Source organism: Mesorhizobium sp. WSM4308 (genome assembly GCF_002294905.1).
GTDB lineage: Bacteria > Pseudomonadota > Alphaproteobacteria > Rhizobiales > Rhizobiaceae > Mesorhizobium.
In genome coordinates this window covers 22,215-44,816 of the sequence record NZ_NSFW01000017.1, presented here as the reverse complement: position 1 = coordinate 44,816, position 22,602 = coordinate 22,215, and the positions used below count along the sequence as shown (strand labels likewise).

The following is a 22,602-nucleotide window of genomic DNA, read 5'->3' as shown; positions in this document are numbered from 1 at the left end:
GGGGGATGGGGAAATGACGCTCAAACTGATCGGAGCCGGTTTCGGCCGCACCGGCACGTGGTCGACTTTTGCCGCGCTGAACAGGCTCGGTCTGCCCTGCTATCACATGCAGGAAGTGATCATGAACAAGGCCAACAAGGGCCATCTCGATTTCTGGCGCAAGGTGGCCAACAGCCCACCCGGCAGCCAGCACGACTGGAACCGCGTCTTCGCCAACTATACGGCGACAGTCGACAATCCCGGTTGTTGTGTGTGGAAGGAATTGCTGGCCGCCTTCCCCGACGCCAAGGTGCTTTTGACCTTGCATCCGCGCGGCGCCGAGGCGTGGTACGAAAGCACGATCGACACGATCTACTTCACCGAGAATGTCTGGCAGTTCAGGATCCTGGAATGGCTGACGCCCTTCGGCTGGAAATTCGGCGACATGTCGCGCAAGCTGATATGGGGCCGCACGCTGGATGGCGTGATGAACGACCGCGCCAAGGCGGTGGCGCGCTACAACGCCTATGTCGAGGAAGTGAAGGCGGCCGTGCCCCCGGACAGACTGCTGGTCTACAAGGTGACCGAAGGCTGGGCGCCGCTCTGCGATTTCCTTGGCGTGGCGCTGCCCAACGAACCCTTCCCCAACCTCAATGACCGCGAGACGATCAAGAAGATCATCCGCGACATCATCAAGGGCTCCTACATCATGCTGGGTCTGGCGCTTGCCGCCGTTGCGGTGGTGGTTGCGGCGCTGTGGTGGTGGCTGTGGTAGTTGCACCCGCAAGCTCAAGTCCGAAGGGCATCCGAACCCCTTGCCACGGGGACCGGGAACCAACCACCGCACCTCGAGTTTCGCTTTCAGTCTTTTCAAGGATTGGAGGCCAGCATGGCACCGCGCAGCAAACCACGCACCGGCGATGACGAAAGCCCTGAGGTCGAGGGTCCGACCATCGAGCAGCAGGACTGGGACGCGATCAAGGGTGCCCAGATCCTGCCCGATACCGTGTCGGAAAACGGCGACATGCGGTACGCCGTCGAAAAGGACGGCGACCTGCCGGAGGAGGACGATGACAACGCTCTCCAGCACAGCGACGACGCCTTGCCCGACGACGAGGAAGAAGCCGCGATCAAGCGGCACCCGACACGCGAGGGGCGGTTCGACGAGACATGAGGGCCAACGCCCTTTCAGAGCTGCAAGCGCTCCCTCCCCGCAATTGCGGCAATCCAGGGTTCCCGGGCCCGCTTGGCCTGCGAGCCGGTGAGCTTCCTCAAATGGTTCCGCTTCTCGGCAACGACCTGTTTGCCGCGACATCCGGACTGAACCAAGTTCCACTTCACCTGCCTTCTGGGGCGCATTTTCTCCAATGAATGTGAAAGTTGGCACACCGCTATCAGATGCCGGGCGGCCGATATCTGCTCTGCTCGACGCCCGAATTGGCCCTCGACAGGGCAAAGCCTTCATATCCGAGTTGGCTAAAATAGCGGAACATCCGATGGACATTGCCGGAACCGAACAGGACCCGTCGGACCTTTGCATACCTCACCTAAGACCTTGGTCCCAAAAGGAAACGCAAAAGGCCGATGTCGCCCGTCACCGGGAACATCCCGCCTCCGCCGTCGTTTGCCGCAAGATCTGCTGACCGGACGGGATTTCGGAGGAAGAGCCATGCACCATCGGTCCATCATCACCAGAACAGGCCACGGCCCGGGCACGGCGGTCGCCGTGTTGATGGTCGGACTTGTGGCGGTTGGGATCGTTTTCCTTGTCCTGGGCGGCTTGCTCTATTTCGGCCAGCAGCCGCCTGATCAACGCGCGCTGTCCTCCGTGCCAGCCCGATCGGCCCAGGCGGTCGATTGATGTGTGCGCAATCCGCGACGCCGCCCTCTGCCGGCAGCGCGTGTCAGCGCGCCAGCACCTTGCCATCTCTGGCGACGGCCTTGCCCCGCCGATAGACCGTGCGGTCCTTCGGCACCGCCACCACCGCTTCGGGCACGTGCTGCGCCGGATGGCGACGAAGTCGGCCTTGGCGCCGACGGCAATGCCATAGTCCGCCAGCCCCAGTGCCCTGGCGCCGGCATGGGTCACCACATCGAAGGCCGCCGCGAGCTCGCGGTCCTCGTAGAAGCCGGAGCGGTAGCCGATCATGTTGGCCCGGTTCAGCATGTCGCCATCGCCATAGGGCCACCAGGAATCCCGGATGTTGTCGGAACCGCTGAACACGGTGACGCCGGCCTGCCGCAGGGCCGCCACCGGCGGGAAGGCATGGTTGCCGGGCGCGTTGGTCATGATCGCGACGCCGGCGGCCGCCAGCATCGCGCCGGCCCTCGCCAGCGCGTCGGGCGGGATGTCGCCAAGGCCATAGGCATGGCTGACGGCGACATGGCCCGCCATGCCGAGCGTCTTTGTCCGCGCGGCGATCTCCTCGACCTGGAATAGGCCGAGCGCGCCGCCGTCATGCAGGTGGATGTCGACGCCGGCGCCATGCTTCCGCGCCAGGGCGAACACCACATCGAGATGGCCCTTCACATCGCGGTCGAAGCTGGCGGGGTCGAGCCCGCCGACAAGGTCGCAGCCGAGCCTCAGCGCCTCGTCGAGCATCTCCGCCGTGCCGGGCGAGGACAGGATGCCGCTTTGCGGGAAGGCGACGAGCTGGATGTCGATGAGGTCGCGGTATTCTTCGCGCACGGCCAGGATGGTCTCGACATGGCTGAGCCCGACCGATGCGTCGACCATGACATGGCTGCGCATGGCTAGGCTGCCATTGCCGACGCAGAGCTCGAGCTGGTTCTTCGCGCGCTCCGCCATCGGCGCGGCGGCGGCAAGGTTTCGCGCCTGGAAGGCGACGCGCTCGCGCACGTCGAACCCGTTGGTGCAGGGAATGTGCGGGCGCCAGGCATCGCCATAGAACGAGGTGTCGAGATGGATGTGCCCCTCGACGAAGGCCGGCACGACAAGCTGGCCATCAAGGTCGATGATGGCGGGGTCGACGATGCCGGGGGTGCCGATGGCGGGGGCGACGGCGGCGAAATCAGCCGGCGGCGCCGTGCCGGCCGGCACGATGGCGCTGAAGCGGCCGCCGGTGACGAAGAAATCCGCCAGCGACCCGTCGGCCAGTTTCGCGTTGCGGAAAATCGTCTGTTCGCTCATCGTCTGCTCGCTCATGGGCGCCATCGCTGCTGAAGCGCCAGTCCTCGCCGCCCGCCTGCCGTGGGTCAATGCGGCAGCCAAGGAAACTGTTTCGCGCAATTGCCGCTGGTGCCGGCGAGACAGAGCGCGAATCCGCGCCGCGGCTCTTGCCTATTCCGCTTTCGCGGAAGTTTCGGCGGCCCCGCAATGTGCCATTGTGTTATCGCGGCGGTACGAGCCGCCCTGGTTGACGCGGGCGCCCAGCCATCCCCAACAATGCGCCGCCCCGTCCGCGTCGACCATGGCAGGAGCCGGTGTTGTGATCCGGTCCGGCCGGCCGGGCTGTCATGATCGTCGTTGCCGCTTCAACCGCCAACCAGCGCCTTTGTCGTCACCAGATTGACGCCGGCCTCGGCGAATTCGTCATTGTGCCTGGCGATGATCTGCTCAGCGCTCTTGCTGGCGCTGTCCAGCGTGCTGTGGGCGTCGGAAACCACGGTGACGCCGAGCCCTCTGGCGATTGCGGCCCTGACGGTTGCCGCGACACAAAAATCAGTCTGCGCACCGACGATCACAATTCCGCCGGCCCCCTGCCCAACCACCCAGTCGCCGAAGGCTGAATTGCTGAAAGCATCGCGCACGGACTTGGCGAAAGTCGGCTCGTCCTCCGCCTGACCAAGGGCGGGCCATATCGGCCAACCCGGCTCGCCCGGCGCCAGCGGATCGCCTTCGGGTCCATCATGCCTGACGAAAGCGACCTTGCGTCCATCCCGTCTTGCCCAGTCGATCACCGCCCGGGCACGCTCCGCAATGCCGGGCGCGTCGTGGATCGGCGGCTCGTGCAGGCCGTCGAACATTCCGGTCTGGAGGTCGATGACGATGAGCGGCGCGTTGGCCATGAGACTGGGTGCTGGCATGATTTTTACATAGCATGGCGGGGAAGGCGATCAAGAATTTCGGAGTGCCTAACAAGAAGACGGAACCTCACCAGGCTCTCACTCCGGCGCGCCGGCAAACAGCACCACGCCATCCCCTCCAGCCGCCGGCCAGTCCCTGATGGTGCGGTCGTAGCCGCCGGTCAACACTGTGCCGTCCGGAGCGAAAGCCACGGCGTAGATCGGGCCGGTCTGGCTGTCGAACATGGCGATCTGGTTGCCGGTTTCCATGTCCCACAGCCGCGCCGTGCCGTCGAGCGAGCCCGACAGCAAGCGCTTGCCGTCGGCCGACAGCGCCAGTGTATAGATCGTGCCTTCATGGCCCTCGAAGCGCTTTACCTCGCGGCCGCTGTCGAGATCCCAGACCTTGATCGTCAGGTCGCCGCTGCCGGTGATCAGATGATGCCCGTTGGCGGTGAAGACGGCGCCATATGTGCCCTGCTCGTGGCCGTGCCAGCTGCGCAATTGCCTGCCGCTTTCGATGTCCCAGAGTTTCAGCGTGCCGTCGATGCTGCCGCTGAGCGCCTGCTTGCCGTCGGGCGAGACGGCGACCGCGCTGATCGACCAGTCGTGCCCGCTCAGCACATGCAGCACGGAATTGTCGACCAGGTCCCAGACGATGACGTTGCCGGTGTCATGCCCGCTGACGGCGCGCCTGCCGTCCGGGCTGATGGCCAGCTTGTTGACGCCGCCATTCTGGCCGGCCTGGAAGACATGCAGCACGGCGCCGTCGGCAAGTTTGCGCAGCACGATCTCGCCATCGTCGCCGCCCGTCAGGGCGCTGACGCCGTCGGGCATATAGAGCGCGGTGCGCGCCATGTCCTTGTGGACGCCGAGGTTGCGGATGAGGTGCTTGCCGCCAATGTCCCACAGCTTGATCACACGATCGGTGCTGGCGCTCATGATCGATCGGCCGTCCGGCGCCACCGCAAGCCAGACGACCGCCTCGCGATGGCCGTCGGGCTGCGTCGGCGCCGCCGGTGGCGGTGGCGGCAACGGCGCCACGGTCGGCGGTGGAATGACCGCGACCTCCGGCGGAGCGGCCGGCGCCTGCGGCGCGGGTGCCGGCGGCGGGTTGGCGGCTGTCGGTGGCGGAACTGGTTGCGGGGCCGGCGCAGGACCCGGCTCAGGTGCCGGTGGTGCGCTGGCGACATCCTGGTCCTTCGGCTCGGCGGGTTTGGGTTCGGCCACCTTCGGTTCATTCGGCTGGGCGGTCACCTCGCCGCCGCCCCACGGGCCGAACCGGTGGATGGCCAGTGCCGCCAGCACGATCAACGGCAAGGCGAAGAAGATCGCGCGCAGGCCGGGCCTGCCGGTCTCCTGCACGTCGGCCGCGCGGCCGAACAGCGGTGTCCCGGCTAGACGTGCCGGCCGCCCCGGCAACAGCCCGGCCCAGAACAGCACCGCGCCGACGAGGCAGGCGAGTGCCAGCAGCGAGAAGACCGCCATCTGCGTCGCCCAAGGCTCATGCATGGCCGTCAGGCCGAAATCCTTGCTGCCCGGCAAGAGATAGAGATGGACAAGGCAAGCCGCGGCCAGCGCCATCAGCAGCACCGCCATCAACCTGTCGGCAACCCTGGTCATGGCGCAAGGCTCATGATGCCGCCGATGACGGCATCGGCCTCGATATTGGCAGGCTGTGGTCGCATCGAATTCCCTCGCCGCGACCGATCTTACGCAAGGCCGCGGCGGAGTCGAGTGGCCGCCGGTGCGAATGCCGCGTGGGCGCGAACGCACGGAAATGGCTGGACATTCCTTGCTTCGTTGGGCGCAACCTACTTCAACTCCACCCAGACCGGCGCATGGTCGCTGGCGCCGTCCTCGCCGCGCACGTCGCGGTCGATGCCCGCCCCCTTCAGCCGGCGAGCGAGCGTCTTCGACAGCAGGATGTGGTCGAGCCGCAGACCCGCATCGCGCGGCCAGCGGTTTCGGCGATAATCCCAGAAGGTGTAGAGCGTCTCTTTCGGATAGACCTTGCGCAGCGCGTCAAGCCAGCCCTGCTCGATGAGGGCAGCGAATGCGGCGCGGCTTTCCGGCTGCACCAGCGCGTTGTCGTCATAGGAACGCGTGGCATAGATGTCGCGCGGCTCGGGCACGATGTTGTAGTCGCCGGCCAGCACGACCGGCAGGCCGGTGTCGAGAAGCTGCGCCGCATGCGCCTCCAGCCGCCTGTGCCAGGCCAGCTTGTACTGAAATTTCGGCCCCGGCTGCGGATTGCCATTCGGCGCATAGAGGCAAGCGATGACGATGCCGTCGACCGCCGCCTCGATGTAGCGGCTCTGGCGGTCGGCACCGTCGCCGGGCAAGGCATCGCGGGTCAGCACCGGCTCCGCGCCACGCGCCAGTATGGCGACGCCGTTCCAGGTCGGCTCGCCCTTCCACACCGCGCCATAGCCGGCATCGGCAAGCGCGGTGCGCGGAAACTGCATGTCGCGCGCCTTGAGTTCCTGCAGGCAGACGACATCGGGTTTCGCAACCGCCAGCCAGGTCAGAAGGTTTTCCAGCCGGCTGTTGATGTTGTTGATGTTGAAGGTGGCGAGTTTCATGGACGGGTCAGGACGCGAACCGCCCCGCCCAACCCTTCACCGTCTCCGCCAGCGTCTTCAGATGATCCGCCGTCGAGAATCCCGACACACTCTTGCGCGGCTTCAAATCATGGTCGCCATCTTCCAGCCAGATCACCTCGATCGCATCAGACAGCCCATAACCCGCCACTTCGTCGCGCGTGCCGAACTCGTCGCGCGTGCCCTGAAAAATCAGCGTCGGCGTCTTCAGCCCGGTCAGATGCTTTGTCCGCAACTGGTCGGGCTTTCCAGGCGGATGGAAGGGATAGCCGAGGCAGACCAGCCCGGCAATTTCGCCCTTGGCGAACATCTCGTCCGCGACCATCGAAGCGACGCGCCCGCCCATCGACTTGCCGCCTATGACGAGCTTGCCGGTCACGCCCCTGGCCCTGAGATCAGCGATCGCCTTGATATATTCCGGGTTGACCGTCTCGGCACGCGGCGGCGGCTTGCGGTGGCCGTAGCGGCGGGCGGCCATGTAGTGGAATTCGAAGCGGGCAACCTGGAAGCCGGCCGCAGCCAGAGCCTTGGCGGTTGCGGTCATCGAGGGCGAATCCATCGACGCGCCGGCGCCATGCGCGAGCAGGATGGTGACGGGTGCGGTGTCGAAGCCGTCGAAGAGGAAGCTGGTCATGGGGCGTCTCGCGCCGCAGTGACGTTGCCAATCTCCCCCCTCGTGGGGGAGATGCCCGGCAGGGCAGAGGGGGGCGCCAAGGAATGCCGGCCTTCAGTCAAATCTCTCCCGGGCAAGACGGTCTCAAATGAGCCGATCCGTTGGCGGGACAGCGCCCCCCTCTGTCCTGCCGGAGATCTGCTGTCATCGCGACCTTCGCCAATCATGGTCACCCCGCCGTCCGTGCCAGCTGCATATCCACGAACTGCACGCCCCTGGCGGCCACCCCGGCCCATTCGGACTCCGCATCAAGCTCCAGATACCGCACCCAGAGCCGCCGCGCCTCGGGCAGATTGCCGGCGTCGAATTCCAGCCTGGCCAGGTTGAACACCGGATCGGCATAGCTCCTGTCGAGCGCGATCGCCTTGTGCAAATGCCGCCGCGCGGAGGCGTCGCGGCCCTGCTCGCTCATCAGCCCGGCGAGGTTGAACCAGGCTTCGACGAAGGCCGGGTCGAGCTTGATCGCCCTGGCATAATCATGCGCGGCATCCGCCGCGTGGCCGCCGGCGCGCAGGCAGTTGGCGCGGTTGAAGGCGGCGATGGCGTCGCTGGGGTCGATGGCGAGGCAGCGCTGGTAGAGCACGGCGGCGCCATCATGGTCGCCGCCCTCCTCGGCCGCTTCGGCCTCGGCGAACAAGTCTTCCAGCGTGTCGTCGCCTTGTGCCGCGGCGCCCAGGTCGAACAGCAATTGCCCGTCGAGTTCGCTCTGGCCGCCTTCGAGATAGATCGCGTCGGGGCGGCCATGCTGCGAGCCGACATTGAGCGATTTGGCGGTGAGCGAGGCGACCGGGCCGGAGCGGTGCACGGAGCGGGCGATCGCGCCCCAGGTGGCGCCGCCGGCCACCAGCCCGGCATATTTGCGCGCCAGGATCAGGTCGCGGAAGGAATAGGGTTCGCAGTCATGCTCGAAGGCATCGAACAGGCTGAGCAGGTCGAGGTCGGCGCCCGACAGCCTGGATTGCTCGATCAACGATTGCCGCGACAATGACGACGCCTCCGGCGCCTTCATCAGGCCGAGCAGGCGCAAAAAGCCGTTCTCGCTGATCAGCGTGCGCCCGGCCGCGCGCTCGGCGGCGACGCGGCGCTCGATCCCGGCATCACCGCTTTTCGTCAATCCGGCCTTGGCCAACACCGTCCTGCCGAACACGACATGCGTCGTGCGCCTGGTGATGCCGCGCCTGAGCTGGCCGTGCTGGCGCTCGATCTCACGCGCGGCGAGACGCAAGGGGAACGCCGCCAGCGCGCCGATGGTCCCGAAGACGGCGCCCGGAACCGAAACGGCCGGTGCCGTCATTTCTTGCTCTTGCCGACCGCCTTGAGCAGACTGGCCTTCAGCGGATTTTCAGGCGCGCCGCCCGCTGCCGCCTTCTTGGCGGCGGGCTTGGCCGCCACTTCATCGGCCTTGCTCTTCGACTTGGCCGGCGGCTTCGACTGCGACAGGCTGGCCTTCAGCGCATCCATCAGGTTGATGACGTTGCCGCGCTCGGGCGCGGCCGCGATGATCGGCTTGTGACCCTTGAGCTTCTCGCGGATCATCGCCATCAGCGCGATCTCGTAGCGGTCCTCGTAATCCTTCGGATCGAAGGTGGTTTCCTTCTGCTTGATCAGCGCTTCGGCGAGCTGGAGCATTTCCGGGTCGGGTTTGCCTGCCGGGATGTTGCCGAAATATTCAGCCGTGCCACGCACTTCGTTCGGGTTCCTCAACGTGCACACGAACATGCCGTTCTCGCGCGCGCCGATCGTCACCACCCGCTCGCGGCTGGACAGCACCAGCCGCGCGATCGCCAGCTTGCCGGATTTGCGCATGGCTTCGCGCAGCACGGCGAAGGTTTCCTCCGCCATTGCCCCGTCCGGCGCCAGGTAATAGGGCGCGTCCTGATAGATGACATCGACCTCGCCCTCGTCGACGAAGGCCTCGATGTTCATCGTGTGGTTGGATTCGATGCGCACCGCGTCGAGGTCGGCTTCATCGATGATGATGTACTGCTTGTCCTCGTACTCGTAGCCCTTGACCAGGTCCGAGCGCTCGACGAGCCCGAGTTCGGGATCGACCGGCTTCATGTTGATGCGGTTATGGGTCTTCTTGTGCAGTTGATTGAACGAGATGCGCTCGCTGGTCGTCGTCGCCGGATAGAGCCGGACCGGACAGCTGACGAGGCTGAGCTTGAGATAACCCTTCCAACTTGCCCTGGGCGCCATGATACACTCCTACGCGGCCATGCACTGTCACACTGGTGCAGCGCTTTTCGTCCGCAGGACGAACGAGGCTGCGCAAATCCTACACCGACCCCGCACAATACCGGCAAATCCCTGACGAAATCTTCCGCTGCGTCCTTGAGGTCGTTGGGGAGAGAATAATTCAAATTGTCGGAAGCGTCGATGGTGGGCGAGGCGCTGGTGATTGGCCGAATGCCTCTAAGCTTCGTCATCCTAGGGTCTGCGCGCGTCGCTTCGCTCCTTGCTCCGCCCTAGGATGACGAAAGATGGGTCGGCAGATCCCGCGCAAAATCCTCGATATCCGCCCAGGGATCGCCCGATGTCTCCAGCAGCCCCGGCAGCGAGGAATAATTCAGGTCCTGCGGCGCGTCGATCGCCTCCAGGTCGCTCCAGCTCACCGGTGTCGAGGCCGGCAAATTGGTGCGGGCGCGCAGTGAATAAGGCGCCGCGGAAGTGTGGCCGCGGGCGTTGCGGTGATAGTCGATGAAGATGCGCTTCTTACGGTTTTCCTTGCCCATGGTGGTGGTGAATGTGTCGGGCGCGGTGGCCGCCAGATGCGTCGAGATGGCGCTGGTCGCCTGGTGCAGCTTCTTCCAGTTCTGCTTGGGTGTCACCGGCACGGTGATGTGGATGCCGTTGCCGCCGGACGTCTTGGCGAACGGCACCAGCCCCAGCCCCTCGAGCTCGCCCTTGATGTGGACGGCGGCTTCCACCACTTCGCGCCAGGAAATTCCCTCGCCCGGGTCGAGGTCGAAGACGATCTGGTCGGGCTTGTCGAGGCTCAAGCGGTGCGTGCCCCAGGTGTGGAATTCGACGACGCCGAACTGCGCCAGCGCCAGATAGCCTTTTGCCCCCTCGACCGAGAGGTAGGATTTGGTCTCGCCCTCGGAATTGGTCGCCTGGAACGTCACCACCGAGGGTGGCATGCCGGTGAAGGCGTGGCGCTGGAAGAAACAATCCTTTGGCAGGCCGGTCGGGCAGCGCACCAGCGACACCGGGCGGCCGAGGATGTGCGGCAGCATGAAGTCGCCGACCAGCGCGTAATAGACGGCGATGTCGAGCTTGGTCGGCCCGGTCTTGCCGAACAGCCGCCGCTCCGGATTGGTCACCCAGATGGTGGCGAGATCCGCCTCCGAGATCAGCCGCTTGCGCTTGGCCGAGACCGGCGTCGACAGGCCGACATCCCTGAGACCGCGAAACACGCCATGGCGCAACGCATTGTCCGCCGTGCGGTTGGCGTAATGGATGCGCGCCGAAAACAGCGGCTTCACCCAGTGCATCTCGCGCATGATCTCGCGCGGCACGCCTTCCGGCGCCGTGGCGCCGGAAGTCAGCGGCTCCAGCCGGGCGAGCAGGTCGGCTGCCGTCTCGGCATCGAAGCCGGTGCCGACCTTGCCGCGATAGTGCAGTTCGCCTTCCTCCCACTCGGCCATGCCGAGTGCCGCCAGCCCTTCCGCCGCGTCCGAAATCGTGTAACCCGCGATGACGAAATCGTCCTTCTGCAGCGCCTTGCACTTGGTCCAGCTCTTGGTGCGGCCGCTCTGGTAGATCGCGGAGGCGCGCTTGGAAATGACGCCTTCGAGCCCGAGCTCCGTCGCCTGGTCATAGAGCCCCTGCCCGGAGCCCTCGACATGGTCGGAGAACTGGATGGCGGAATTCGCCCCGAGCCCGCCAAGCAGCTCGGCCAGCAGCGCCTTGCGCCGGATGAGCGGTGCTTTCAGCAAGTCCCAGCCGTCGAGATGCAGGAGGTCGAAGGCATAGAAATGCAGCTTGCTGCCGGCGCCCTCGGCCAGCGCGTCCTGCAGCAGCGCGAAGCGGCTGATGCCCTTGGCGTCGAGCACGACGATCTCGCCATCGACGATCGCCTCGCGGCACGGCAGTTTGGCGAAGGCATGCGGCAGGTCGCCATAGCGCTTCGTCCAGTCGATGCCGCCGCGGGTGATCAGCCGCACCTGCCCGTCGGACAGATGCGCCATGGTGCGGTAGCCGTCGAATTTGATCTCGTGCAGCCAGAGTTCGTTGGTGTTCTCGGCAGGGCCTTCGCCGCCCGGCGGCCTAAGCGCCTGCGTCGCCAGCTGCGGCTCGATGCGGCTGAGCGCCGGCGCCTTCACCGCGCCGGGCAGTTCGCCGGGTTTCAGGGAACCCGGCTTTGGCGCGGACTTGGCCGCCGGTTTCGCGGCGGCCGCCAGTTCCTCGATGCGCAGGCCGGATTTCACGCTTTCCGGCCGCGCCTCCAGAATATTCAGCGCCGTGTCGGCGGCGAGGTCGCGCTCCTTGAACAGCAGCCAGTTCTTCTTGTTCTCGTCCTCGCCGGGCTTGGGCTTCAGGCGGGTCAGCATCCAGCCGCCCTTGAGCTTTTCGCCGCTCAGCCGGAACTTGAAAGCGCCGGTGCGCAGGCTCTTCTCGACATCGTCCATCGGCGCCCAGGTGCCGGTGTCCCAGACGATCATCGGCCCGCCGCCATATTCCCCCTCGGGAATGACGCCCTCGAAATCGATATATTCGAGTGGATGGTCCTCGGTCTCGACCGCCAGCCGCTTGTCGGCCGGGTTGAGCGAGGGCCCACGCGGCACCGCCCAGCTCTTCAGCACGTCGCCGACCTGCAGGCGCAGATCATAATGGTCCGCGGTGGCGTGATGCTTGTGGACGACGAAGCCGTTGCCCTCGCCGGTGATCGGCCCGCCGGCCGGTTCCGGCGTTTTGGAGAATTCGCGCTTGGCGCGATAGGTTTTGAGTTTGGCGGGAGCGGGCATGGTCAAGGCCCGAAGCGCTTGGCAAGCAGGAGCAACCGCCGCGTTCCGGAACGGATGGAAGTCACGCTCTCAATCGTCGGCAGCCGGGGTCAGCTCGAGCTCGGCCGGCGACAGGCCCTGCTGCAGCTGGGCGAGCCGGAACTCATCCACCCAATAGGCCTCGCCGTCGACCAGCACGCGTGCGCGATAGGCCCCGTCCGAAAAGCTTTGCGCGGTGATGTAGACCTTGTGGGCGTCGAGCGCCTTGCGCACCGCGGCGCGCTTGGCATTCTGGCCGGTGACGGGACTGAACATGACGCTGCCCTCGGTCGCCCTGACACATCAGGCGACTGGGCTCAAGGATGACGGAGACACGCCTTCCTGTCAATTTCGGGCATGAACACGGCGCGGACCGGCAAAATCTTGCAGGCAGTCCGGACCGGAGCTGTTTTCAGCTTGCCGGCCCGGAACCACCCACCGCCTTGTGTCCTTCCCAAGACAGTGGACCAGATAAAAGCGTCGACGACGATCCGCTTTGACATGGATCAACTGCATCGCCGTGCGGGCACCGGCCGGCGGTCGAGATGGCGATGCGCGGAATATCTTCTGGCGCCGGCCCCATGCCGTTGGTCTCGCGAAAACCCGCATCCCTGTCGAAATACGCTCCCGGCGAACGACATTGGTGCGGCGCCGACGCGGCGCGGTCACCTCAAACAGGGAGCACCACCATGGCCAAGATGCTTGTCATCTACAAAACCCCCGCCGATCCGGCGGCCTTCGAGCGCCATTACCACGACATTCACGTGCCGCTGGCCAAGCAATTGCCCGGACTGCGGCGCTACGAGATCAGCCGGCAGCCGATCATGAATGTCCTGCCTGGCGAGACACCTTTCAGGGTCGCGACGCTCTATTTCGACAGCCTGGAGGCCATTCGCACGGCCTTTGACAGCGAGATCGGCCGGGCCTGCGCGGTGGACCGGCGCAAACTTGCCGGGGATGACGATCTGGTGACGATGCTGCTCTTCGACACCGAGGCGCTGTGAGCGGTCACCTCGTCGCGCGCGATTGCTGCTCCCGAAGCCACCTCGGGAGCAGCAATTTCTTCAATTCTTCAATTCTTCAATTCTTCAATTCTTCAATTCTTCAATTCTTCAATTCTTCAGTCGCCGAAACCGCCGCATCACGCCCTGCACGGCCTTGTACAGCCCGGGCTTGGAGCGCACGAAAAGTTCGGTCTTCCCGCGCAGTTGGATATAGGTCGTCGAGCCCCGGCCGCGCAGTGTCACCGCCTCGCACAATTCTGCCAGCACCGCGCTCGAAGCGCCGATGTGCTGCTTGTAGCCCTGGCTTCCGACCGACAGGTCGAAACAGTCGAGCCCCTGCGTCACTCCCCACATCATCAGCTTGCCAATCGTCGTCAGGCCTGGCGCGGCGTTGGCCACCGCGTCCTGATCGATCCCGAGCAGAAGCGCGTGCAAGGTGCCCTTCATGACAAGCACGTACATGACGGCGAGATAGGCTTCACCGACGCGCAGCCCAAACAGCCGCACGGAGCCGTCGGACAGGCCTTGCAGGGCGGCGTTGCGGTAGAAATCGACGACCGGCGCCTGCGTCAGGAGGTCGAAGCGCCCGAGCTCACGGAAGCGGTTGAGCCTGAGCTCGAGCAGGGTCGCGAAATGCGCCTCCACCATGTCGGGCGTCTCGGCTTCGACCAGATCGAGCTTGCCCATCTGTTCGAAGCGGCGGCAGTGCTTGTGGAAATTCTTGGCGAAGGACGATTTGCAGATGCGCTTGATCAGCGTCTGCGGATCGCCACTCAGGGCCAGGCTCGAAGCGATCTGGATGGAATCGCGCGCCTGTGAAAGCAGCGCCAGCGGATTGGCGACGCCGTGAATCTCCCGCGGAATCCCCGCTATGTGGAAGCGGTCCGTCGGCGGCAGCACGGCGCGCACCGCCGCCCAGGCGGCGTCGGCGCTCTGCGTGGTCCAGGGTCTCGCATCGGCCAGCAGCGGCGCGGAATAATCGCACACGCCGCAGCTCAGCCATTCGATCACATAATGGCCCATGGCCCGGCGGCGCATCAGCGGCAACAGCATGACCGGCGCGCCCGTATCGGCGTCGTTGACCTCGACGACCAGCAGTTCCGCGCTTTTGGGCATCAGCCGGGTTGCGATCCCTTCCACCCAGGCAAGGCCTTGATGGCCCGTGCACACGCCGGTCGCCTCGAGGCGCAGCCACAGCGGCCTTACGGAATCGAAGCTGGTGTGCAGCCGCGCGGCAAAGCGCGCGGCGGCGCCCCAACCGGCGATAATTGGGGAAAGAGGTTGGTCCGGTGCATCCCCCACCGCGACTATTCGTACTGCCTGGCCTGCCACGTACTTCTCCCGTCCGTTCAGGCCTGCTCTCAACGTCCTCCACGCGAACGCCGCAAACCTCGCATCAGTCTCTGGGCCACGTTGAGCAGCCGTGGTTTGGATCGCACGAAGGCTTCGGTCCGGTTGCGTAGATCGATGGCGTTGCTCGCCGCCCTGCCCCGCATCGTGTACCCATGGCAGAGTTCCACAAGAACCGAACCCTTGGCGCCCATATGTTCCTTGTAGCTCTGGTTGCCGACCGACAGGTCGAAATAACCAAGGTCTTGCTCGCGTGCCCACCTCATCAACCTGCCAATGATCGCCATTCCAGGCGAGACATTGGGAACGACGCTCTGGTCCATAGCTATCAGGAGAGCATGAACAGTCCCTTGATGGACAAGCAGATATTGAACCGCGATCAGGGAGCCGCCGACGCGCAGCCCGAAGAGCCGCACCGAACCGTCCGACAAGCCCTGAATGGCCGCGTCACGGTAGAAATCGACAACCGCCTCCTGCGTCAGCAGGTCGAAGCGGCCAAGTTCGCGGAACCGGCTGAGCCGCATCCGGACCAGTTCGCCGAAGATTTCCTCCACCTGGTCCGGCGAAACGGCCTGGACGAGTTCCACATCGCCGAGCCTTTCGAGCCGGCGCCAGTCCTTGCCGAATTCCTTGACGAAAGATGGCCTGCAGAGACGCTTGAGCACGGTTTCCGGGTCGCCGTCGATGGCAAGGCCAAAGGTGGTCTGCACGGAATCGCGCGTGGTCGTCAGCAAGGCCAGGGGATTGGCGACGCCGCTGACCTGCTGCGGTATTCCCGTGATATGGAAGCGATCCGCCGACGGCAGCACGGAACGCACCGCCGCCCACGCCGCCTGCGCCGATTGGGCGGTCCACGCACCCGCATCGGCCAGCAGCGGTGCCGAATAGTCGCACACGCCACAGCTCAGCCACTCGATCACCCGATGCTGGAAGGCCGAGCGCAGCATCAGCGGCACCAGCATCAAGGGCGCGCCCGTCACCGCGTCGTTCACTTCAACGATCAGCGGCTCCGCGCCTGCCGGCATCAGCCGCGCCACGATCCCCTCGACCCAGGCAAAATGCTGGTGGGCGGTGCAGACACCGTCCATTTGGAAGCGCAGCCAGAGCGGCCTGACCGCTTCAAGGCTTGTGTGCAATCGCGCCGTGTAGGCATCGTTTGCGGGGACGGTCACGGGACGGGAGGCTTCCGCCACGGGCAAGCCGTCATCCACCGCAGCAATTTGCATCGCCTGGCCAGGCACATCCATCTCCTATCGCTTTACCGCGGCGAACGTGAGCGCCCGCCGCCAGGAGCCCAAACGGCTGTTACGCTGCTGGTCCGGATGCTCGATGTTCCACATGCGGTGGTGCGCGAAATACCATGATGCCGCGAGCACGAAGGTCTCGGAGACCGCGGAACCCAGCAGCGCCCATGGTGGGGACGCAACGGCCAGCAGGATGGCTATCAGCGCCAGCCCGACGATGGCGCCGCCCATGGTGATGAAGGCGACGATGCGGAAATCACCGAATATCTCCAGGACGATGCGGGGCATGATGTAGAGCATGATCGGGATAAAATTCGCCGTCACGAAAAGCCCGATGAACCCGACCGAGGCATCCTGCAGAGCCTGGGACTTTATCATCGGCAGGACGAACAGGATGGCGCATCCATAGGCCAGGCCGCCGAGCCCCATGACCACCGACCAGATCTTCGCCTGAGACCAGACGCGGCGCGTTTCATTGCGCCGCATCAGCTTGGCGAGCTCCGGCTGGGTCATGTTGACGAAAGCAAGACTGATGATGCGCAGCGGCGCGAACAGCACGATCACCGCCGCCAGCGGCGCGTAAGCCGCGGGTCCGGCAATGCCGGCGACCAGCAGTGCCAGGCATTGCCCCTGGATGTTGGTGGTGGTCGCGCTGAAGGCCGACCAGCACAGCTGACGCCAGAGTCTGGTGTAGCGCCGCCGTGTCGGCATGCGGAAGCTGATGCGAAGCGTGCGCGGCGCCAGCCGGGCCAGGACGAGGATGCCGATCACATTGGCAGCGGCAAGGGCATAGAACACGGTCTGCAGCGCGGCCTCGGCAAACCAGATCGCCAGGCCGGCGAACACGGTGCCTGCGATTGTGAAGGCCGCGTCGCTGACGGAGACGATCACCTGCTGGCGGCGCGCGAAGAATGCCGTGCGCATATGGCTGCGCAGCGACCAGGCACCGACGAAGCAGCCGGCCGCAATGCCGCTCGGGTCGCCAAGGAGGCGCATCAGGACAGCCGTGCCGATGGCCATCAGCAGCGACACCACCAGCGCCGCGGATCCGAAGGCCACGTCATGGGCATCGACGCCGGCGCTGTTGCTGCTCTTGCCCATCCATATCGAGGCCGGAACCGCGGTGAGCGACCTGATGTAGGACAGGCCGACGCCGCCCATCACCATGGCGATGGCGAAAAGGCCGTAGCCTTGCGCCGACAGCATGTGCAGCAGCGCGATGTTGAGGGCGAAATGAAAGCCGCTCTGCATCGCCTCGCCACCGATCATCAGCACGAGGCGCCGCACCAGATGGAGGGGGAACTTCACGGCCTTGTCTCCACCTGGCGGGTGCTGGCCGTCCGGCCCGGCCTTGCGATGGCAGCCTTCAGCTTGTCGGCGGCGATCGCCGCGATCGCGGCCGCGGCGACCGGTTCGCTGAACACCGTCTCGTAGCGCTTGCGCCCGGCGGCGACGAAACCGCACCACGTTTCAGGGGCGAGGATGATCTCCTGCAACTTCGCGGCCAACGCCGCTGCATTGCCTGGCGGAACATGCCAGCCGGTCTCGCCGTCGGCAACCACTTCGACCAGCCCGCCGATCGCCGACACCAGTGGCGGCCGGCCGTAGGCCATCGCCTCGATGGCGACACGGCCGAGCGATTCCGGACGCCGCGACGGCACGGTGACGATGTCGGCCCAGCGATAATGCTCCGAAGGGTCAGGGATGAAGGGCAAGGCGCTGACCTGTCCGGCCAACCCCATGGTTTCGACCAGTTCCGCCAGGGCACGTTCGCGCTCGACGCTTTCGAAGGCGCCGCCAACCAGCCGCACCTCGATCCTTGACCTGAGTTCAGCCGGCAGCGAGGCGATCGCCTGCAGAAGCACTTCCTGGCCCTTGATCCGGTTGACGCGGCCGAGCAGCAGCACCCGCAGTGGGCGCTTGCCGTCATAGGTCATCGCCTCCGCCGCCGCCGGACCGGCAACGCCGTTATAGACGACATAGGAGCGCGCCGATCGCGGCTCGCCGAACGTGTCGCGCGTCGCTTTCGAGTTGAAGATGAGATCGGCATGGCTCCAGTGCATGAGCCCGACGAGGATCCGGCGCAGCACGCCTTCGGGAATTTCATGGATGTGCAGCAGAGCCTTGGAAGGCAGCAGGCGCGAGGCCAGCGCATAATCGGCGACGATCGAGGTGTTGACATAGACGAGGTCGCAAACGCTGAGGCGCCGCCATGCCCGCCACAGCGCGACCGGCAGCCGCGCCATCTCGATGGTCGCCAGCCTCAGCATCGCCTGGCGCCTGAGCACCCAGAGCGGCTCGAAGACGATGCGGCTGGCATGGGGCTGAAGGATTTCGACGATCGGTCCGCTGCGCGGCAGGACCACTTCGATGTCGGCCGACGGAAACGCGGCGCGCAGCGCCGCCACGCTCTCCGCGAAGCTGCGGTCGGAGCCGTAGAGTTCGTAGCCCTGATGGATGCAGGCAATCCGCATCTTCACGCGCATCTTTCTGCCAGGGGTGGTGTGACGATTCCGCCGCCTGACCATACCGGCGACCGGAAACGTCAAGCCCAACACCCCTTTGGACTTCACTGGTTTTAGTGCGGTCATGAAACGGATCTGGATCCGGTTCACCACACCAACGCTGCACGCCTTCCGCCGATTCCGGCGCGCAGAAGTCCATCAGCAAGGTTCATGCCGGGCTAATATATCCATTCGCGGGCCGACTGGCCCCGGCATCGCCTCGTTTCGGTACACATACGTTCGGAAAGTTGACCGATAGTGAAACAACGCCGGCGGCTGGAACAAATATTTTACAACCCGAATGCGACAATGGCTGGAATCGGGCCTGGCAGGCATTTTGCAGGGCCGGGTTTTGAGACGGGACAAGCCTTCCACAGCGGGTCGGACGGATTTGAAAGCGCCAGCAGCCATGAAACCGGAACAGCCTTCCATCCTGATCCTGGGAACGCGCGGCATCCCCGCGGCCCATGGCGGCTTCGAGACCTTCGCCGAGAGGCTGGCGCTTTTTCTGGTCGCACGCGGCTGGAAGGTCGGCGTCTACTGCCAGGAAGAGGTCGAGCGGGTCGACCAGAGGGTGCGCCTCGACAGCTGGCGCGGCATCGACCTCATCCACGTCCAGGTCGCGTCGAAAGGCCCGCGCGCGACGCTGGAATTCGACTGGCAATGCGTGCTCGACGCCGCGCGCCGGCCCGGCGTCTGCCTGGTGCTCGGCTATAATGGCGCGGTCTTCCTGAGCTGGCTCAGGCTGATGCGGCGCAAGGTCATCACCAATATGGACGGCATCGAGTGGCGCCGCCCCAAATGGGGGCGCGCGGCGCGCACCTGGTTCTGGCTCAATGAGTGGATCGGCGCCTGGGCTTCGCACAGGCTGGTCGCCGACCATCCGGTCATTGCCGATCACCTGGCGACGCGCCGGCCGCGCAGCGCAATTTCCACCATCGCCTATGGCGCCGATCCGGTGACATCGGCACCCGAGGCGCCGGTGCGCGCGCTCGGCCTCGAGCCTGGAAAATACCTGATCTCGATCGCGCGCATCGAGCCCGACAACAGCATCCTGCCGATCGTCGAAGCCTTCTGCAGCCGCAAGCGCGACATGAAGCTGGTGGTGCTGGGCACGCTGTCCGACCAGATCCCCTATCACGTCGCGGTCCGCAAGGCAGCGAACGCCTCCGTGGTGCTACCCGGCGCCATCTACGACCAGGCGGCGGTGAAGGCGCTGCGATACCATGCGCGCGGCTATATGCATGGCCACACGGTCGGCGGCACCAACCCGTCGCTGGTCGAGGCGCTGGCCGCCGGCAACATGGTGATCGCGCACGATAATCCCTACAACAGATGGGTCGCCGGAGCCGCCGCCATCTATTTCACCGACACGCAAGGCTGCGCCGAGCGGATGCAGCAGGCGATGGAGGACGACGCGCTGGTCAAGGCCTGCGGCGAAGCCGCCAGGACACGCGCCCGCGAAGCGTTCCGCTGGGAGGATGTGTTGCTGGCCTACGAGAATGAGGCCTACCGGCTTCTCGGCGTGAGCGCCGCGAGAACGGCCGCGATCGAACGCCCCTCGCCCGGCGCGGTATGACGGGCTGGTCGCGCCGGCGGCTTCTCACCACCGCGCTGTCGACGGCGCTGGTGCCTGCCGCCGCATCGCTGGCGCCACTTTCCGCCTCGTCCGCCCTTGCCGCCAATGGCGCATGGCGTTTCCGCCGTGGCGTCAACGCCTGGCCCTGGTTCTCGCTGACACGCGAATTTCCCGCGCCGCGCACCGATTATGACTGGCCGCCCTTCCAGTCGCAGCGGCCGGTGCCGACCCCGGACGACCTTGGTCGGCTACGCCAAACCGGGCTCGATTTCATCCGCCTGCCGGTCGATCCCGGCCCGTTCCTGGCCGCCGACACCGCCACGCGCGGCAAGCTGCTGGACATGCTGGATGCTGCCGTCGCCGCCACGCTCGACGCCGGTCTCGGCATCATCGTCAACGTCCAGGCCAATGGCGCCACCCATTACTGGAACCCCGACCGTATGACCTCCGGCACCGAGGCACCGGCCTTCGAGCTCTACCGGGCGCTGGTCGGCGAGCTTGCCGGCAGGCTGGCGCGGTTCACACCGGGCATGGTGGCGCTGGAACCAGTCAACGAACCGGCGCAATCCTGCGATTCCAACGTCTGGTCGCAGGTCCAGGCATCCCTGCTGACCGCGGCCCGGGCGTCATCCCGGACCTTGCCGCTGGTCGTCACCGGCGGCTGCGGCTCGATGGTGAGCGGGCTGGCGGCACTCGATCCGGCGCCGCTGGCGGCCTTCGAGCCGATCCTGTTCACCTTCCACTTCTACGAGCCCTATCTGTTCAGCCACCAGGGCGCGCCCTGGATGCGCGAGCCGGTCTACCGTTCGCTGAACAATGTGCCGTGGCCGGCCTCCGCCGGTTCGCTCGAACAGACGCTCGCCTCCGTCAGGGCGCGCATGGCGCAGGATGCCGAGACCCCGGAAGCGGACAAGCAGGCCGCCTATGCCGAAACCGAGCGCGTGCTGAAAGTCTATTTCGACGCCCGGCCCGACCGCTGGTTCATCGACAAATATCTCAGCCAGGCGCGCGACTGGGCCGACAGGAACGGCATCGCCCCGGAGCGCGTCATCATGGGCGAATTCGGCGCCCTGCGCACCGACGCCCGCTACACCGCCGCCCCCAACCCCGACCGCGCCCGCTACATTTCCGACGTCCGCCAGAGCGCCGAGGCGGCCGGCTTCCCCTGGGCCTTCTGGGACCTCTTCGACGGCATGGGCATGATGGACGACACCACGCGGGCGCTGGATCCGGCGATGGTCGAGGCGCTGGGGTTGAGGATGCCGCAGTAGACATCACGTTCTACACAGGCAATCGTCGCGTTCTGTCGTAGAGCGCTACCTTGGCGCCCTTTGCGCCGTTCGCGGCATCACCGCCGGCCGGTACAGCACCAGCGCGATCACCACGAATTTGGTCATCAGCGTCGTCTTCGACGCCAGGCTTTCGGAGGTGTTGAGCAGGATCAGCCAGCCCAGCATCAGCAGCCAGATGCCGGCATGGCAGCGGCGCGCCACTTCGTGCATGAACAGCGCGAAGCCGACAAACAACAGCAAGGTGAAGAAGGCGCCCTGGTAGAGCACCATGCGGATGACCGGGTTCTCGATGCCCTGTTCGAGGCCGCTGATGCGGCGCAGGCTTTCGATGAGGTCGATATCGGGCCCCACGATCAGGTCGCGCAGTTCGAAATGTTTGAACAGTTCGAACATCTCGACCCGGGCATTGGCACTGCCGGAGTCCGACACGAAGCGCTCGAGCAGCGCATCGAAAAAGCCGTATGCCGCCGCGACCGCGATAACCACCGGCACCAGCGCGGCAAGGATCAGGCCGAGCGCCGCGCCAAGCAGGTTGACGCGCCCCGAGCGCAAGCCGCGCAGCCCCTGGATGAGCAGGTAGCAGCCGCCGAGCACGATGGTCAGCACCATCGCGGAGCGGCCGCCAAAGGCGACGAGTGCCGCAAATTGCAGGCCGATCAGTCCGAGCCGCAGCGGCATGGACAGGGATCTCGAACCGGAGAGCAGCGCCAGCACATAGATCGAGGTGACCGTGGCATTGGACAGCGGATGACCCTGAAGCGCCGTCGAGCGCAGGTCGCTCATGAACACCTCGCCGTCGAGGCGATAGGGGAAGAGCAGCGTCTTGGTGGCGAACTCGAACAGAGCGAGCAGCGCGTTCACGGTCATGATGGCGTGAACGACGGTCTGCATCCGAGCAAATGTCTTCTCGTCGTCCTCGGCCAGCATCATCACCAGCAGCGCCGGCGCCACGAAAGTGTCGATCATGCCGGCCATGCCGGGGCGCTGCCTGACGACGACAACCACCAGCAGCACGATCGAGATGACCGCCATCAGCGTGCTGGCCGGCCGCCGGTCGGCGACCGCCACCATATAGCCGACCGGGTTGCCGAAGGTGCAGGCGCGCCAGGCAAACACCAGCACGAGCAGATAGGTCGACGGATGGATCTTGGTCGCCGGGTTGCCGGTCAGGCCATCGTAATTGTAGCCCACCAGCCACAGCATGCCGCCGGAGATGGCGAACAGCAACGCCACCGTCATGACCAGGCCGAAGCGCGTCACCCAGTCGACGGTATCGCCGGCGCGGGCGGGGGCTTGGCCCGAACCGGCCCAGCCGACTGCCGGGTTGGCCGTCCGGGTGGCGGTCCCGGTCGCGGCCATG

19 protein-coding genes and 1 pseudogene are annotated in these 22,602 nt (G+C 65.7%); 6 read left to right on the top strand and 14 right to left on the bottom strand.

Features of this window, described 5'->3' with window-relative positions; translation table 11 throughout:
• Positions 1–13: 13 nt before the first annotated feature.
• From CK227_RS27390 to CK227_RS27380, 3 genes are all read left to right on the top strand, one after another.
• Positions 14–754: a sulfotransferase family protein gene (locus CK227_RS27390; RefSeq protein WP_095775086.1), complete on the top strand. Its 741-nt coding sequence runs from the start codon at positions 14–16 to the stop codon at positions 752–754.
• A 114-nt stretch (positions 755–868) separates the two neighbouring features.
• Positions 869–1,153 carry a hypothetical protein gene (locus CK227_RS27385; protein WP_095775085.1) on the top strand — a complete coding sequence of 95 codons (285 nt, stop codon included), beginning with the start codon at positions 869–871 and terminating at the stop codon, positions 1,151–1,153.
• A gap of 495 nt (positions 1,154–1,648) precedes the next feature.
• The gene (locus CK227_RS27380) at positions 1,649–1,840 is read left to right on the top strand and encodes a hypothetical protein (protein WP_095775084.1); all 192 of its coding nucleotides are present in this window, start codon (positions 1,649–1,651) and stop codon (positions 1,838–1,840) included.
• Between the two features lie 43 nt (positions 1,841–1,883).
• Here CK227_RS27380 and CK227_RS27375 read toward each other — a convergent pair.
• The 9 genes and pseudogenes from CK227_RS27375 to CK227_RS27335 form a co-directional block, all read right to left on the bottom strand.
• Positions 1,884–3,130 (bottom strand): annotated as a pseudogene (locus CK227_RS27375) (amidohydrolase family protein).
• Between the two features lie 344 nt (positions 3,131–3,474).
• The gene (locus CK227_RS27370) at positions 3,475–4,026 is read right to left on the bottom strand and encodes a cysteine hydrolase family protein (protein ID WP_095775083.1); all 552 of its coding nucleotides are present in this window, start codon (positions 4,024–4,026) and stop codon (positions 3,475–3,477) included.
• A gap of 78 nt (positions 4,027–4,104) precedes the next feature.
• On the bottom strand, positions 4,105–5,628 hold the full coding sequence (locus CK227_RS27365; RefSeq protein ID WP_095775082.1) for a WD40 repeat domain-containing protein: 1,524 nt from the start codon (positions 5,626–5,628) through the stop codon (positions 4,105–4,107).
• Between the two features lie 191 nt (positions 5,629–5,819).
• Entirely contained in the window at positions 5,820–6,590 is a 771-nt protein-coding gene (locus tag CK227_RS27360) for an exodeoxyribonuclease III (protein ID WP_095775081.1), read from the bottom strand.
• Positions 6,591–6,597: 7 nt separating this feature from the next.
• Positions 6,598–7,242, bottom strand: coding sequence for an alpha/beta fold hydrolase (locus CK227_RS27355; RefSeq protein ID WP_095775080.1), 645 nt, complete (start codon positions 7,240–7,242; stop codon positions 6,598–6,600).
• Between the two features lie 208 nt (positions 7,243–7,450).
• Entirely contained in the window at positions 7,451–8,575 is a 1,125-nt protein-coding gene (locus CK227_RS27350; protein ID WP_095775079.1) for a tetratricopeptide repeat protein, read from the bottom strand.
• Entirely contained in the window at positions 8,572–9,480 is a 909-nt protein-coding gene (locus CK227_RS27345; protein ID WP_095775078.1) for a Ku protein, read from the bottom strand. The genes CK227_RS27350 and CK227_RS27345 overlap by 4 nt, the downstream gene beginning before the upstream one ends.
• Before the next feature lie 269 nt (positions 9,481–9,749).
• On the bottom strand, positions 9,750–12,251 hold the full coding sequence (gene ligD, locus CK227_RS27340) for a DNA ligase D (protein WP_095775077.1): 2,502 nt from the start codon (positions 12,249–12,251) through the stop codon (positions 9,750–9,752).
• 69 nt (positions 12,252–12,320) lie between these two features.
• Positions 12,321–12,545 carry a hypothetical protein gene (locus CK227_RS27335; protein WP_095775076.1) on the bottom strand — a complete coding sequence of 75 codons (225 nt, stop codon included), beginning with the start codon at positions 12,543–12,545 and terminating at the stop codon, positions 12,321–12,323.
• A 413-nt stretch (positions 12,546–12,958) separates the two neighbouring features.
• Between CK227_RS27335 and CK227_RS27330 the strand changes: the two genes are divergently transcribed.
• On the top strand, positions 12,959–13,273 hold the full coding sequence (locus CK227_RS27330; protein WP_095775075.1) for an EthD family reductase: 315 nt from the start codon (positions 12,959–12,961) through the stop codon (positions 13,271–13,273).
• 108 nt (positions 13,274–13,381) lie between these two features.
• Here CK227_RS27330 and CK227_RS27325 read toward each other — a convergent pair whose 3' ends face one another.
• From CK227_RS27325 to CK227_RS27310, 4 genes are read right to left on the bottom strand one after another with little or no spacing between them, the layout of a single operon-like run.
• Entirely contained in the window at positions 13,382–14,605 is a 1,224-nt protein-coding gene (locus CK227_RS27325; RefSeq protein ID WP_095775198.1) for a GNAT family N-acetyltransferase, read from the bottom strand.
• A 29-nt stretch (positions 14,606–14,634) separates the two neighbouring features.
• Complete coding sequence (locus CK227_RS27320; protein ID WP_179296533.1) at positions 14,635–15,870, bottom strand: GNAT family N-acetyltransferase; 1,236 nt, start codon at positions 15,868–15,870, stop codon at positions 14,635–14,637.
• Between the two features lie 3 nt (positions 15,871–15,873).
• Positions 15,874–17,175 (bottom strand): hypothetical protein, encoded by a 1,302-nt coding sequence (locus CK227_RS27315; RefSeq protein ID WP_179296010.1) that lies wholly within the window; start codon positions 17,173–17,175, stop codon positions 15,874–15,876.
• Positions 17,172–18,341, bottom strand: a complete 1,170-nt coding sequence (locus CK227_RS27310; protein WP_095775195.1) for a glycosyltransferase family 4 protein — start codon at positions 18,339–18,341, stop codon at positions 17,172–17,174. Before CK227_RS27310 ends, CK227_RS27315 begins: the two co-directional genes overlap by 4 nt.
• 439 nt (positions 18,342–18,780) lie before the next feature.
• Here CK227_RS27310 and CK227_RS27305 point away from each other — a divergent pair, with 439 nt between their 5' ends.
• Positions 18,781–19,950 carry a DUF1972 domain-containing protein gene (locus CK227_RS27305; RefSeq protein ID WP_095804211.1) on the top strand — a complete coding sequence of 390 codons (1,170 nt, stop codon included), beginning with the start codon at positions 18,781–18,783 and terminating at the stop codon, positions 19,948–19,950.
• Positions 19,947–21,221 (top strand): cellulase family glycosylhydrolase, encoded by a 1,275-nt coding sequence (locus CK227_RS27300; protein ID WP_095775073.1) that lies wholly within the window; start codon positions 19,947–19,949, stop codon positions 21,219–21,221. The genes CK227_RS27305 and CK227_RS27300 overlap by 4 nt, the downstream gene beginning before the upstream one ends.
• Positions 21,222–21,266: 45 nt before the next feature.
• Here the strand turns inward: CK227_RS27300 and CK227_RS27295 are convergent, their stop codons facing one another.
• Positions 21,267–22,601 carry a VpsF family polysaccharide biosynthesis protein gene (locus tag CK227_RS27295; RefSeq protein WP_095775072.1) on the bottom strand — a complete coding sequence of 445 codons (1,335 nt, stop codon included), beginning with the start codon at positions 22,599–22,601 and terminating at the stop codon, positions 21,267–21,269.
• Between the last annotated feature and the right edge of the window lies 1 nt (position 22,602).